General features: G+C 44.7%; 12 protein-coding genes and 1 tRNA gene. 5 read left to right on the forward strand and 8 right to left on the reverse strand.

Translation table 11 applies throughout. The features are described 5' to 3' along the window. Positions 1–13 precede the first annotated feature (13 nt). Positions 14–649, reverse strand: a complete 636-nt coding sequence (locus FE810_RS07260; RefSeq protein ID WP_138319377.1) for a single-stranded DNA-binding protein — start codon at positions 647–649, stop codon at positions 14–16. A 395-nt stretch (positions 650–1044) separates the two neighbouring features. On the opposite strand from FE810_RS07260, the gene FE810_RS07265 reads away from it, so the two are divergent. Beyond that, a tRNA-Arg gene (locus FE810_RS07265) sits at positions 1045–1119 on the forward strand. Positions 1120–1332: 213 nt separating this feature from the next. Here the strand turns inward: FE810_RS07265 and FE810_RS07270 are convergent. Further along, positions 1333–2196, reverse strand: a complete 864-nt coding sequence (locus FE810_RS07270) for a sugar phosphate isomerase/epimerase family protein (protein ID WP_138319378.1) — start codon at positions 2194–2196, stop codon at positions 1333–1335. 160 nt (positions 2197–2356) lie between these two features. Here FE810_RS07270 and FE810_RS07275 point away from each other — a divergent pair, with 160 nt between their 5' ends. From FE810_RS07275 to FE810_RS07285, 3 genes are all read left to right on the forward strand, one after another. Continuing rightward, positions 2357–3016, forward strand: a complete 660-nt coding sequence (locus tag FE810_RS07275; protein ID WP_246036964.1) for a 3-keto-disaccharide hydrolase — start codon at positions 2357–2359, stop codon at positions 3014–3016. A gap of 75 nt (positions 3017–3091) precedes the next feature. Further along, entirely contained in the window at positions 3092–4807 is a 1716-nt protein-coding gene (locus tag FE810_RS07280) for a GMC oxidoreductase (RefSeq protein WP_138319380.1), read from the forward strand. Positions 4808–4810: 3 nt separating this feature from the next. Next, positions 4811–5395, forward strand: coding sequence for a gluconate 2-dehydrogenase subunit 3 family protein (locus FE810_RS07285; protein ID WP_138319381.1), 585 nt, complete (start codon positions 4811–4813; stop codon positions 5393–5395). A 1-nt stretch (position 5396) separates the two neighbouring features. Here the strand turns inward: FE810_RS07285 and FE810_RS07290 are convergent, their stop codons facing one another. The 6 genes from FE810_RS07290 to FE810_RS07315 all read right to left on the reverse strand — a co-directional run bounded on the left by FE810_RS07290 (position 5397) and on the right by FE810_RS07315 (position 12342). Continuing rightward, complete coding sequence (locus FE810_RS07290) at positions 5397–5900, reverse strand: YgjV family protein (protein WP_171022289.1); 504 nt, start codon at positions 5898–5900, stop codon at positions 5397–5399. Between the two features lie 201 nt (positions 5901–6101). Then, positions 6102–7793, reverse strand: coding sequence for a GMC oxidoreductase (locus tag FE810_RS07295; protein ID WP_138319383.1), 1692 nt, complete (start codon positions 7791–7793; stop codon positions 6102–6104). Then, positions 7793–8380, reverse strand: coding sequence for a gluconate 2-dehydrogenase subunit 3 family protein (locus FE810_RS07300; protein WP_171022290.1), 588 nt, complete (start codon positions 8378–8380; stop codon positions 7793–7795). The genes FE810_RS07295 and FE810_RS07300 overlap by 1 nt, the downstream gene beginning before the upstream one ends. Continuing rightward, positions 8373–9902, reverse strand: coding sequence for a sulfatase-like hydrolase/transferase (locus tag FE810_RS07305; protein WP_246036965.1), 1530 nt, complete (start codon positions 9900–9902; stop codon positions 8373–8375). The genes FE810_RS07300 and FE810_RS07305 overlap by 8 nt, the downstream gene beginning before the upstream one ends. Positions 9903–9913: 11 nt before the next feature. Continuing rightward, positions 9914–11128: a hypothetical protein gene (locus FE810_RS17075; protein WP_246036966.1), complete on the reverse strand. Its 1215-nt coding sequence runs from the start codon at positions 11126–11128 to the stop codon at positions 9914–9916. Between the two features lie 2 nt (positions 11129–11130). After that, complete coding sequence (locus tag FE810_RS07315) at positions 11131–12342, reverse strand: glycoside hydrolase family 88/105 protein (RefSeq protein ID WP_138319385.1); 1212 nt, start codon at positions 12340–12342, stop codon at positions 11131–11133. 327 nt (positions 12343–12669) lie between these two features. Between FE810_RS07315 and FE810_RS07320 the strand changes: the two genes are divergently transcribed. Beyond that, positions 12670–14142, forward strand: coding sequence for a sulfatase (locus FE810_RS07320; protein ID WP_138319386.1), 1473 nt, complete (start codon positions 12670–12672; stop codon positions 14140–14142). Positions 14143–14164 lie beyond the last annotated feature (22 nt).

A 14164-nucleotide genomic window follows, 5' to 3' on the forward strand; every position in this document is an offset into this window, starting at 1 on the left:
TTCTTATGCATTATTATTCTGGGCAGATTATAACCCGCTTGGCATCGATAAGCTGTAATTGTTTATGGTCACCTTGTTGGGCAATGCTCGCTTCAATGATGACCTGCTGATTTGGCTTGGCTTTATCGGCTAAAAACTGTGCCGATTTCCCGAAAACGTGGACAATTCGCTCTGCTTTGGCATGTTTTGCCGGTAACCCAGACTGCTGACACTGTACGGTAAATTCAGCCATGGTGGCATTATTCTGGGTTTGCATCAGTTTCACCTCAGAGACTAACGTCGCCTGCATATGTAACTGATTAATGCTCTGCGCCAGGCCCTTACCGACAACCGATACATCGTCGGTCAAAATAAGGTGCTTGTCATTGTCGCCACCGAGTTGACCACTAAGCATGACCAGCTGGCCTTTATCCGCATGAATAAATTCGCGCTCCAGAGACTCTCCCTGGGCAAGACACGTTAAATAGGTCGTCCAGTCTTTGTAGCTATTGGTGGATTTATCAAACCAACGTTGGTGGGTAGCAATAACGAATTCCGACACTGGCGTGGCGGGATTGGCGCGATAACGAACTTCTGGCTTTGCGACCAGATTCCCTGCTAATACGACTTGGCACTGTTGCCATTTTGGCGGCTTGACTGATTGATCCATAACGACTTTCTGCGTACAAAAGATACATCATATAGCATTTGCCGCAACGGGAAAATAGCTGCGTTCAGGCTGATTGCAATGCGATGGAAATTCGCCAGGAGTAGCACTTTTGGCCTGCGCAGAATTCAATGGCAGAATATTTAAAACGTATTAAGTCAGGCAACAATGTATCGGATTTAACCGCTACAAGGTTAATCGTACCTGGTGCATCTTGTTACGAGCATGATGATTGTGAAGAACGACACGGGTACTTCGCTATGTTCAATAGGATTCATTTCCTTTAAAGGCAGGGTTGAGGCCGATATTTTGTACAAATAGCCATCAAAGACGCTGCTATCGACAGATTTATATGGCAAATTCAAAAGGGTTAGAATAAAATTCCCTTTCAATGTGCGGCTCTCGTGGTGAAATGGATATCACGTGGACCTCCGGAGTCTAAGTTGCAGGTTCGATTCCTGCCGAGAGCGCCATTCCTCTTCATAGAAATTTCATTGCAAACAGTGTTTATTCTCGACGTCCACTGTTGAATCCAAATCAATTGATACAGGTTTTGTCATCCATATCGGGTATTCGAGCAAGCACCACTACGCATATATCTATTATCCAGACTTCCTTTGTGTTTGTCTGTTAAAAGACTAGGGTTATTCCATCAGAAATAATGCTAATACTGGCGTCCGCGCTTGTTAATTGCCCACCAAGAAAGGTGCAATGCCGTTTAAAGAGCGCTCGATTGATTGCAGCGGGGTTAGCCCTTGCGGGTATTCTTCCTGCTCGATGACAATCCATTGCGTGGCACCTTTAGTTTTGCAAGCTTGGATCAGCGCATGCCAATCATAATTATCTTCTCCAAGAAGTACTTTAGTCTCTGCTGCAACACTGCCAGGACGGCCTTTATAGGTTCGGATTTTGAAATGGGTTGTTAATGTTCGATTGGGGTGTTGTGTGAGTAATTGCACGGGGTCCTGTTTGGCAAAGCGTGCCCAACCAACATCCAATTGCATAACCACAGCGTTGTCTGTATGAGTATTCAAATAATCCCAGTACGAACCGCTAAGGTAGGTATCGAACTCTTTAGCATGGTTGTGGTAACCAAGTTTTAAACCATAGCCTTGAGCAATGCTGGAAATTTTATTCAGTTCGTTTATCAGTTCGTCGATTTTATTCGGGTCGTTGACCCTGATATCGTGAGGAATAATGACCGTTTCGGCGCCAATCCTTTGGTAAAATCTAAGATTGCGAGCACCAGCGTCTCCACGCAGTTGTTGTAACGGAACGTGTACGCCGCTGACCTTGAGTTGCAGCTCGGCAAGGCGTTTTTTTAAGCCATCAGGGTTGTTAACATAGGGGCCATATCGTCCGGCAAATTCTACCCCGGAAAAGCCCATTTTTGCTAATTCGCTTAGGGTCTTATCAAAGTCTCTGCTCAGTTCATCCTTTACGGAATGAAGTTGCGCACTTATTTTTAATGGCGCCGCCGTTGCAAAGACAATCGGCCAGAGCGATATCAACGACCAAAGCCAGATCAAACATCGTTTTTTTAAACCCACTAATGAAACTTCCTCTTCATTCAAATATTTGCAGTTGCTTAACCGAATAAAAATATGTAACTATCGATTATATTCAATCAAAAGTAATCATTATTGATCGTTAAGTAAAGGCGAATTTTCGGTGAAAATAGGAAATTTTAAACTCATGCTGGCTATGAACATGGCGATTCTATGCGCATCATGCGCCACGGTTAATAAAGTCAGTTTGCTCGACCCTCAACTCTCTCAGTTTGAAAATGTTTACCCATTTGGTAATGCGACAATGGTGGATGGCGAGTTACATTTGCAGTCAGAATCCAATTGGTTTTTAACAACCCGAAAAACCTATCAAGACTTCATTTTAACTGCCGAAATTAAAATGCCTGACGTTACCGAATACAGTAATTCTGGCTTTATTTTTCGAGGTCAAATTCGCGATCTAGATCAGGGCAAAGTCGTTGTTGGCTATCAGGCTGAAGTCGATCCCAGCCCGAGACGATGGAGTGGCGGTTTGTTTGATCAGGGCCGGCGGCAGTGGCTGCACCCTGAACATCCTGTGCGTAGCAACAGGGATAAAGACTTTATTAAATCATACATAGCAAACTGGAATGAAGAGTTGGCAAGCACTTTCAAAGCCAATGCCTGGAACCACTATCGTATTGAATGTCGTGGCACAGAGATAAAAATTACCGTCAATGGCATTTTGACGACCCATATTATCGATCGCAAAGACAGTAAAGGGGTGATTGGTTTACAACATCATGGCAGCAAACAACTCAGGGAAACGGGAAAGAGCGACAATATTGTTCGCTTCCGTAATATTTACATCGTTGAGTTGTAGACATCCTTTTTATCTAGAAACACATATCGCAATCTACTCGATTAGCGGACAAACACAGGGGTTACGAATAAAACTATGGCGCAGGAATATGATGTTATCGTGGTCGGTTCCGGCATAACCGGCGGTTGGGCGGCGAAGGAATTTACCGAAAAAGGATTTAAAACCTTAGTCATCGAACGAGGACGCAATGTGGAGCACCGTGGTTCGGAATATACGGATATGCAGGCGCCCTGGCAAATTGAAAATCGTAATCTGGTCCCTGAAGATTTCGATGAACAAGGGCGATACCAATTGATAAAGCAGAAAGGGTATTTTAAAGGAGCAACTAAGCAATTTTTTGCGGATGACAAAGAACATCCTTATAGCTATCCGGATGCTCGCCCGTTTAAATGGGTGAGAAGCTATCAATTAGGTGGTCGTAGCGTTACCTGGGGTAGACAGTCTCTGCGCTGGGGGCCTAAGGACTTTGTGGCTAATAAGAAAGATGGAAACGGTGTTCCTTGGCCAATAGGTTACGAGGATTTGGCACCCTGGTACGATTATGTCGAATCATTTATTGGCGTATCCGCAAATCGCGATGGGTTGGAAGATTTACCGGATGGTGTTTTTCAAAAACCCTGGGAGATGAGTTGTGCCGAGAAAGTCATCGCAAAAAACCTTCGCAAAGCCTATTCTGATCGCCGGTTGATTATTGGCCGGGCAGCAAATATCACCGAGCCTACCGCAGAACAAATGAAATTAGGAAGGGGTCAATGTCAGGCTCGCGCTTATTGCAAACGGGGTTGCACGTTTGGCGGCTATTTCAGTTCGTTATCGGCAACGCTGCCAGCAGCGAATAATACCGGTAATCTTACTCTGATCACGAATGCCATTGTTGAGCGCGTTGACTATGATGAAAAGCTCGGCCGGGCTTCGGGCGTGAGTATCATTGATACGCTCAGCAAAGAAAAGCGCAGCTACAAGGCGCGGGTGGTGTTTTTATGTGCTTCAGCACTAGGGTCGGTGCAAATTCTGTTAAATTCCAAATCCGCAACGTTTCCCAATGGTATCGCCAACTCAAGCGGCGTCGTCGGGCGCTATATAATGGACCATTTTAGCGGTGTTCTGGCCGATGGCATTGTCCCGGGGCTTGACGATAAATTTGCAACAGGTCGTCGACCCATCGCAACCTATATTCCCAATTACCGGCATGAGAACAAAGATGGTGTTGAATTTGTGCGCGGTTATGGGTTTCAGGCAACGGCTCAACATCGAACCAAGACTCCAACCCATGCGAACAAGGCAGGAATTGGTGTAGATGTGAAGGAAGTCGCGAATCAGCCAGGCCCCTGGAAATTCCGAGCCATTATGTACGGTGAAATGCTACCGTATTTTGATAATGTGGCGTCTTTGCATCCGACTAAGACCGATCAATGGGGGATTCCACAGTTACATATTGATGCCCGCGTTCGAGACAACGAGCGAAAAATGATCAGGCAAGCGGCTAAAGATATTGGTGAAATACTCGATGTTGGGGGCTGCGTCGATATCAATGTCAACACAACACCTGAAGACAGACATATTGCTATTGGCGATCGTATCCATGAAATGGGCGGAGCTTGTATGGGAAATGATCCAAACACCTCCGTATTAAACAAATGGGCTCAAGCCCATGATGTCGATAATCTATTTGTGACCGATGGCGCTTGTATGTCCTCCTGTGCTACCCAAAATCCTTCTTTAACATATATGGCGATTACCGTGCGAGCTGCGGATTATGCCGCTAAATTGATGCAAAAAGGGAGTCTTTAAAGGATGAGGACATTCAGTAGTGAATTTATTATCAGTCGTCGTGTATTTATCGGCTCGGCGATGGTTTTGGTTGCCGCGCCAATACTTGCAGGCACAACTAATACAGAAAAAGAGCTGCTTGTTATCAGCAATAGCGGTCAGTTTTTTTCGGCAGAGCATATGACGATGCTGGCGGATATTGCCGAAATTATGATACCCCTCAGCGACACGGCAGGGGCGACAGATGCTCATGTTATTCCTGTGCTGGATGCGATGATGTTAACCTGGGCGGTAGCCGGGACAAAAAAACAGTTTCTGCAGTTGCTGGTTAAACTTAATGAAATTGCCAAGGCTTCGTTTCAGACTCACTATCTCAACCTAGGTAAGGATAAGCGGGTTGCATTGGTGAGCCATTTGGATAAACGCGCTTTTGCTAATCAGACGTCTGAATTATCGAAAAGCTATCGCAAATTAAAGAAAATTATTTTTCATATTTACTACACCTCAGAGCCGGCAAATCCTGACTTTATGTTGATCCCAGGAACCTATCGAGGCTGCGTAACCCAAGCCGAACTAGACACCTTTAATGCACGTGGAAGGGTGTCTTGAGTTATCCTCGAGGCTCTGCCGTCGCCATTAATCGATAGATCGTGAATGCATTTGTCGAAATGATAAATAATTCCATTAATGTACCACCGATGGAGCCGATGAATATATTGTTAATTAACCACAAGGCTGAACCGATTAAGATTGCGAGTCGCATTTTAATGCCACTTAAACATAACAGCGCGTAGGTACCAAGAACGCTGGCGGCGATAGGGAGCAAGTCAATAAGAGATTGATAGTTGAGATAACTCAACAGCGCGATCAGAACGATGAAGATGATTGCCATTCGCGATGAGCGTATATAAAGAGAAATGAGAGTTCTGAGAAAACTTATTAAACAAAGCGTAGCGGGCACCAAACTATCGAGCAGGTAAAAGTGCACTCCGTGGATCAGGTACACCGCCATTAACAGGGTTTTTAAGTAACGGTCGTCTTTTTGGTAGAAGGCCAACACGGCGAGAAGAAAACTGATCCCGCCAACCAGCTGTCCTATTTCTGTAATACTCAAATTGCTACCTATTTTGAACGAATGTTTTGGCTTTAATTAACGGCGGCGCATCGGCAATATCAAATCATATATATTTGATATTGCCACGGTTAACATTCACCTCTAATTGGGGTTAGACAATATCCTTGCGGTAAACCTGCTGCGGGTTAATTTCGCCAATGATGCCATAATACCTTGTATTAATTTGCAAACCTTATCGTTTTATAGCTTTCCAGCTTTGATTTGTTTATCGGCATAATCAACCGCACGTGCTGATAATGCCATGTAAGTAATGCTTGGGTTTTGCGTACCTGAGCTTGTCATGCAAGCGCCATCGGTAACAAAAACATTCGCCACATCATGGAGTTGATTCCACTTGTTCAATACGCTGGTCTTTGGGTCATGGCCCATTCGAGCGGTGCCCATCTCGTGAATACATGCGCCAGGTGCCGTTGTTCGATTGTGCGTACGAATGTCGGTACAGCCTGCAGCTTCAAGCATCTCTACAGCACACTTTATGCCATGTTCGCGCATTTTTAATTCATTTTCGCGTAGTTTAGCGTCAAAAGTGATAATCGGCATGCCATGTTTATCGCGTTTATTAAAGTTCAGGTACATACGGTTTTCATGATATGGCAAAATTTCGCCAAAACATTCCATGCCAATACGCCATTTACCGGGTTTTAATATGGCATCTTTTAAGTCTGCACCAACAACACCGCTTGGGTTGTTGTGTGTTCGCCGGGCACCCCCTTGATAACTAAAGTTTCTCAGGTAGTCTTTTTGTCTGGTCCGTTCATCAATGTTGGTGAATGGTGGTATAAAAAAGCCCTTTGGCTTGCGGCCTTTGTAATAGGCGTCTTCATAGTCATCCAGTGTGCCCGAAGCGCCCATACCATAATGGTGGTCCATTAAGTTATGGCCTAATTCACCACTGCTATTGCCTAATCCATTTGGAAAGGCTTCTGAGCGACTATTGAGCAAAATCGCGGCGGTACCTACGGTACTCGCATTACAGAATATAATGCGTGCGTAATATTCGGTGATCACACCTGTGTTGGCATCTTTCACTTTGACGCCGGTTGCCTTCTTTAGCTGCGTATCGTAGATAATTTCCATCACGATAGCATCCGATTGCAAAGTGAGATTGTTGGTTTGCTGAGCAACCGGTAAGGTTGCCGATTGAGTGCTAAAATACGCCCCGAATGGGCAACCACGTTTACAGCGATTACGGGCCTGGCACTGTCCGCGACTGCCTAAATGCACCTCAGGATTGTATTCGCTTAAATTCGCGATTCGACAAGGCGTGACAACTCGTTCCGGGTACATTTCGTTCACCGCCTCACGCATTTTTTGTTCGACACAATTGAGTGGGAACGGGGCAATAAATTTACCATCGGGAGCCTGTTTTAAGCCTTCTGCTTGCCCTGCCACACCGACAAAAGTCTCTACATAGTCATACCATGACTCGATATCTTTGTAACGAATCGGCCAGTCGATAGCGATCCCTTCTTTTTTATTGGCTTCAAAGTCGATATCACTCCAACGTGGGCAGTGACGTCCCCACATAACGGAGCGACCGCCAACATGGTGGCCACGGATCCAGTCAAAGCGTTCATCTTCGTCATATGGGTATTCGTCATCTTTATTAATAAAATGCTTAACGTCTTCTTTAACCCACCAATGCAGTCTTTCTTGTTTACCGTAGTGTTTTTGTTTTTCTTCCAGGCTTACTTCGCCTTGATTAGGTAAATCCCACTTATCCATCATTGCGGTTGGGTATTCACCATGATTGACCATACGGCCACGTTCAAGCATTAAGGTTTTATAGCCTTTTTTACAAAGTTCCATGGCACTATAGCCACCTGAAATTCCAGAGCCAATGACAATGGCGTCAAACGTATTATTATTCATTATTCAGCCCACGCTTTGCCACCAACCTCTGCAACGGTCACACAAGGTGTGTAGCCGCCAGGGATGGGTAAATAGTTAAGGTAATTTTCACCAATTTCTTCGGTTGATAAATAGTAAGAAATGGTTTGTTGTTTTAAATCGATATACGCTCGGTACACAGGATTTTCAGGCTCAGATGTCATGGCTTCTAATCGGTGTAATTGCTTTAATTGTGCCTGAGGGTCTGCGTGATAAAAGTTGTTACTTGCCAAATAATCATTAAGGTGTGCGAATTGTTTTAAAAAGCGCTGACGGTACTTTTCATCAAAGACCTTGTGAAACATATTGTCCATAATCAAATGGACCTTCACCTCGGAAGCGGATGGCGAGTCTGTTTTTGGTAAAATCGTATCCATAATTTGGGTGATTGCCTCAAAGGTTTCCCGATCAAAAAATTCAGGCACTTGTGAGGCAGTCAGTGGGATTGGCTTGGCGGTGTCAGTCACGGATTGTTCGCTACAGCCCATTAGTAAAGCCGAGGTCAGGGGGGCACAAATCGCAGTCCCCGTAACCATAGCCGCATATTTTAAAACTTTACGTCTATTCATATTCGTTATTCTTCTTATTTTGTGAATCTTGTTCATTACGTTGGTTAACAAATGACGTTCGTTGCTTAACTTCGGATGTGCGTTGACGTTCATATTCTTGGATATAAACATCGGTACGCTCGCTTAACTCTTTTAATATGGCCTGGTGTTGAGGAGAGTTAGCAAGATTTTTAGCTTCTTGTGGATCTTTGGTTAGGTCATATAGCTGTTGAAAATCGTGCTTGTAAAAATCTACATATTTCCACTGTTTAGTTCTCATACCAACCGTTGGCGGAATTGATACGCGTTTAGGTTGATACATATGTTCGAAAAAGAATTCCTGGCGCCAGGAATCACTTGCGTGTTGGTCATTTTGCAATAATGGAACCAGACTTTCCCCTTGATAGCTCTTTGGTGCCTGCACACCAGCTAACGCTAAAATCGTCGGCGCAATATCAATATTTAAGGCCATTTCAGATTTTTCCTGCCCTTGTGCCGCTTTGTTGCGAGGGTCGTAAATGATAAGAGGAATTCTCAAGTCTTCTTCCCAACCAAACCATTTGCCCGCTAATTGACGTTCGTTGATGTTATAGCCATTGTCCCCAGCATAAATAATCACCGTATCATCGGCAATTCCTTGCTTCTCTAATTCGGCGTAAATCATCCCAACGGCTTTATCCACACCACTAATTGCCCGGTAATGCCGTTTAACCATTTTTTGATAGAGTTCATCACTGCCGTAACGGTACTGCCAACGAACATGGCCAATCGATTCCTGTAAAAATTGAGGCAGTTCGGCGAAGGTTGTATCACGAGAAAACTTGGCATCTGGAATTGTGACATGCTGATAATACTGTTCGAATTCTTCAGGATAGTGGTATTGATTTTCTTGATCGCTATCGTGTGCATGCGGATCCCAAAAATTGACGGCCATGACCCAGGGGGTGTTGTCATTTTCCGGTTGTGCGATAAACGCTTTGGCTAATTCTGCAATATGATAAGTCTGTGGTATCTCTTCACCTTGGTACTCAACCGTTCTGGTTTGTAGCAATTCTTTAAAGTAATCAAATTTATCTTCCGATTTGCCTGACAGCTTAATCTCATATTTACCAACAAATGCAGAGCGATAGCCATTATCCTTTAAAATTTTTGGGTAAATGCTATTGCTTTCGTCAATGCCGGTAGCCGGGCGACCAAAGGTAAAATCATGGGTACGCTCGGTTAAACTCGTTAAGATACTAACCCGCGATGTTGCACAAATTGGGGTGGTTACAAATGCGTTGGTAAACACTGTCCCTTTATTCGCTAGCCGATCTAAATTCGGGGTTTTGATAATAGGGTGATATTTACCAATCAAATCCCAGCGATGGTCATCAGCAAGAATAAATAAAATATTGGGTCTGGCTGGGGAAGCTTGAGTGCCATGTTCAGGCATTGACGCGCTGTTGCAGGCCATCATAGTCAGACTAACCATCATTAGCAGAATAATGCTGGGTATCGATACGTTAAAGAAAACAGCGGATTGTTCTTTTTCTAACTTCATTTGCATTCCATTTATGATTCTGGACGACTCAACACTAATGCCCGCCAGCGGCCTCGAGCAAACGCAGTACCACCATTTTCAGGTATTTTGCCATTGGTGACGGCCATTGCCGCCACTTTGATTATGTCATCTTTTAAAAGTGTAACCTTATCGATATGAAAATAAGCTTCCTGATAATCGATTGCCGTCTCTGGGTTTTGAAATTGGCCGACGATCTTATCGTTAATCATGACCTGGTATTTTGATTCACCATCAATTTCAGAGAGGGTAACCAGCGTTAGTGTGTATTGACCGGCTTCTTTTGCCTGCACTTGATACTCGGCGTAAGCAAATTGATTGCGAAAGGTTTGCTGTACAGCATTGATTGCCAAGGCATGCTCTTTTTTGTGGTGATAAAATGGGATTTGCTCAACGTCATGATTATTGCTTGTGGGATACGCGAAATCTGTAGGGGCAGCCAATATTCGCTGATAATTATCAATCTGATGCAACATCACTTTCTTCTCAAGGGGCGCCGAAGAGACCTTGGGTTTGCCTGGCACTATACCTTGAGGCTGAACATCTTTATTCATGGTCAGCAATAACTGATCTAATTCAAAGCCATCTTCACGCATCGATACCTGGATGGTATGCACACCCGCGGAAGGGATATCCAGGCTGATGGTGTTGGCAACGCCACAATGGTTTTCTTTGCTGCGTTGTGCCGAAGACCAGGTCCACTGGTGTTTACCTTGACATAATTGCAGGCGTTGACCGGAAGCTGGCCATTGCCCATTAAGACCGATATGGACGCCATTGTCTTCACTGCCCGTGCTATAGGCGCGAGCCCAAACGTAGTATTTTCCCGGCGAGGCAAAATAGGTTGGGTAGCTAAGTATCGCGAGTTTTCCGGGTTGTTGACTAAAGTTTTCACCTTGTTCCAGCAATTCATGATGATTGGTGCGTGTGTCGGGCAACAATTCTATGTATTTTCCCGCACTGGCGTTGTGATAGTGAGGCTGATCTGCATCAGGGTAGTGATGAGGCTGGCTTTCTTTAGAAAACACGATCCAGCGGCGTTTGCTGTCCAGGTGTTGGCTGGCGAAATTTTCTGCCTCGATTACCAGAGAGTTTTCAGTATTTGGTGGGACGCCTTCGTCACCCTGAACGGTAAAATTAGAGCCCAAGCTCAGAGCCAGAACGAATAAAGGCAGCAAGCCACGGTGCATATAGGTAGCGGCGGTCATGGTTACTCCTCGTAACGGGTCATTTCTGACGCTGCCAGTAACACAGCTCCAACACCATAAAGCTGAGTGTCTTGTTTGTTTACCGGATCAGGTGCTTTGCCAACTTGTTGTACCCAGTTAACACGTCCGTTTGTGGCAATCGCACGTGTAATCGCTTGCCAGCCATTTTTTACCGATTGTTTATAGATGTCGTCAGTAAGGACCTGGTTATTTACACCCCATGCCAGTCCAAAGGTGATGAATCCAGTGCCGCTAACTTCTGGCGTTTTTACTTTATCTGGATCCAGTAACGAGGCGGGCCAATAACCATCAGGTTTTTGAACGCTCACTAACCCTTTGGCGAATTTTTTGTAGAGTTCGATATAATTATTTCGTGAAGGGTGGTGTTGAGGAAGTTCCTCGATCAATAGCGGTAACGCAGCAAAAACCCAGCCATTGCCTCGACTCCAAAAGACAGGTTGGTTGTTATCACTGACTTTATCAAAATAGCGACTGTCGCGGTAAAATAGCCCATGTTGTTCTGAAAATAAGTAGTCTACGGTGAGCCAGAACTCCTGATCGGCAAAGTCAAAATACTTTTTATCCTGGGTGATGTTGCTTAGTTTAAGCCAGGTTCTTGGGGCCATAAATAACGCATCTGCCCAACACCAGCGGTCCTGACAAACGCTTTCATAAGCTTTGGGTTTGGGGAGCGATTCATTCATTTCCAAACTCACCGTTGAAGGGTTGGCGAGAATTTCATCGAACAATGCTTTTACAGGTTGATAAGCGGCTGTATTGCCGGTTCTCTCGGCCAGCCATAAATAGGTTTGGCCAATGGCATGATCGTCGGCGTGTTTGCCCCGAGACAGACGCAATAAATATTGCTGTGCTTTCGCCATTGTCTCAATATGAGCCAGCATGTGCGGATCATTAACCGTATCGACCCAGCGAGTTAAGCCAATATAAAATGCTGCCTGAATCCAGCCCTGTGGATTTGATGACGCGTGGTGGTAACGCGGTGCCAGGTAATCAAAATTGTCTAGGTGATTGATTTGCCACTGGGCTACTTTATTGCCAAGTATCACTGCACACCCTTGAGTCGGAGCTTGCACTGCCGGCGTATTTGTATCCGGCAGCGAGCAATCGTGCTGCTCTGTACTTGCGGCACTACCGACATAAAACGCCAATAGAAATAACAATGAAGAACGGAATATTGGTATGTTAACTGGCATGATTTCCTTTCCCGATGGCAGAATTTTTAGAGATAGCCGTATACATCGACAGCTTTCAATTCGACAAGTTTTGATAACTTATACTATAAAAATCAAACTTGGTCATTATAAATCATAATTACTCAAGAAGTACTTCAGTTTCAACCGGAAGTTTGTTAATTTGATCGGCGCCTGCGAGAAAGCAGGGGCGCTAAGTTAACGATGAAATATGGTTTTTATAATGATCGGGTAATCAAAAACGCCGTTTTGGGTCTGCTCCAGGGGTGGCGTGACTTAACGTTTCGAATCATAGAAATACGCCATAAAAATAAGAATACAGGAGCATAAATGAAATTATTCCATTCCTTATTGCTATTAACCGCAGCATTGTCGACATGTGCCTTAAGCCTGACGGCATTCGCATTTTCCTCGATGTCTACTCGCGTTAAAACGCCACCGAACATCATCATGATTGTGGTCGATGATTTGGGTTGGTCTGATATTGGCTATAACCAAACAACGGATTTATTTGAGACACCCAATATTGATGCGTTAGCCCGACAAAGTTTACAGTTTGATAATGCATATGCTGGCGCGGCGAATTGCGCCCCAAGCCGGGCGGTGTTGATGTCAGGACAATATGGCCCTCGCCATGGTGTCTATACGGTATCGCCTTCGGCAAGAGGAAATGCAAAAGCACGCAAATTAATTCCGATAAAAAATCAGCGAGGTTTAAAACCAGACGTCATTACCCTAGCTGAAGCGTTAAAAACTGCGGGATATGCCACCGGCCATTTTGGCAAATGGCATTTAGGTGCAGATCCGGATACCCAAGGGTTTGATATCAATGTTGCCGGTAGTCATCAGGGAATGACCTTTCATTACTTTAGTCCATACGAGTTACCTAATATTCAGGATGGTCCAAAAGGCGAGTACTTGACTCATCGCCTGACATCGGAAGTGATTGACTGGGTGAGAACCCAGAAAGACACGCCATTTTTTGCATATCTTCCTTACTATACCGTGCATACACCGTTCCAAGCAGCTGCCGATAAAGTCAAAAAATACCATCAAAAAGGTATAACAGACGAAAAACAAGCAACCTACGCGGCAATGGTTGAACTGATGGATAGCAATGTCGGTCGTATTTTGACAGCATTGGAGGCTGAAAATATAGCGGCCAACACCTTAGTGATTTTTACTTCAGATAATGGTGGTTATCGTATGTCTAATTTCCCATCGCCTCTGCGCGCGGGCAAAGGCTCTTATTACGATGGCGGCTTGCGTGTACCATTGCTGGTTCGTTGGCCAGATCACATCCCATCTGGCGTCAACCACACGCCGGTAATCAATGCCGATTTTTACCCGACATTGCTAAGTGTGGCAAATGCGCAACGGCCAAATCAAGTGTTGGATGGTATCGATTTAAGTTCGGTGTTGTTGGACCAGCAATTCATAGAATCCCGCGATCTTTTTTGGCACTTTCCTGTATACCTGCAAGCACGTAATGCAGCAACAGACCAGAGCCAGGATCCCTTATTTCGGACTCGCCCGGGTAGTGCGATGCGCAGTGGCAGCTGGAAGTTGATTCATTACTTTGAGGACGATGAGTATGAATTGTACGACCTTGCCAAAGATATGGCTGAAACACATAACCTGGCCGCGAAATTACCAGAAAAGTTGAATGAACTGAAAGCAAAACTGCAGGCATGGCGACTCAAAACGGGCGCAGATATGCCAACACAGCTTAATCCTGAATATGACGCAGATATAAATCAACAACTGATAGATGAGCTCAAAATACACACAAAGTTTGAGTGATATTAGGATGGATGGCCCTGGT

Origin of the sequence: Thalassotalea litorea, assembly GCF_005843925.1 — a bacterium.
GTDB classification, from domain to species: domain Bacteria; phylum Pseudomonadota; class Gammaproteobacteria; order Enterobacterales; family Alteromonadaceae; genus Thalassotalea_A; species Thalassotalea_A litorea_A.

Coding starts and splice junctions, on each gene's coding strand:
- FE810_RS07260 (WP_138319377.1), bottom strand. CDS start 649: ATGGATCAATCAGTCAAGCCGCCAAAATGGCAACAGTGCCAAGTCGTA.
- FE810_RS07275 (WP_246036964.1), top strand. CDS start 2,357: ATGGCGATTCTATGCGCATCATGCGCCACGGTTAATAAAGTCAGTTTG.
- FE810_RS07280 (WP_138319380.1), top strand. CDS start 3,092: ATGGCGCAGGAATATGATGTTATCGTGGTCGGTTCCGGCATAACCGGC.
- FE810_RS07285 (WP_138319381.1), top strand. CDS start 4,811: ATGAGGACATTCAGTAGTGAATTTATTATCAGTCGTCGTGTATTTATC.
- FE810_RS07295 (WP_138319383.1), bottom strand. CDS start 7,793: ATGAATAATAATACGTTTGACGCCATTGTCATTGGCTCTGGAATTTCA.
- FE810_RS07300 (WP_171022290.1), bottom strand. CDS start 8,380: ATGAATAGACGTAAAGTTTTAAAATATGCGGCTATGGTTACGGGGACT.
- FE810_RS07305 (WP_246036965.1), bottom strand. CDS start 9,902: ATGAAGTTAGAAAAAGAACAATCCGCTGTTTTCTTTAACGTATCGATA.
- FE810_RS17075 (WP_246036966.1), bottom strand. CDS start 11,128: ATGACCGCCGCTACCTATATGCACCGTGGCTTGCTGCCTTTATTCGTT.
- FE810_RS07315 (WP_138319385.1), bottom strand. CDS start 12,342: ATGCCAGTTAACATACCAATATTCCGTTCTTCATTGTTATTTCTATTG.
- FE810_RS07320 (WP_138319386.1), top strand. CDS start 12,670: ATGAAATTATTCCATTCCTTATTGCTATTAACCGCAGCATTGTCGACA.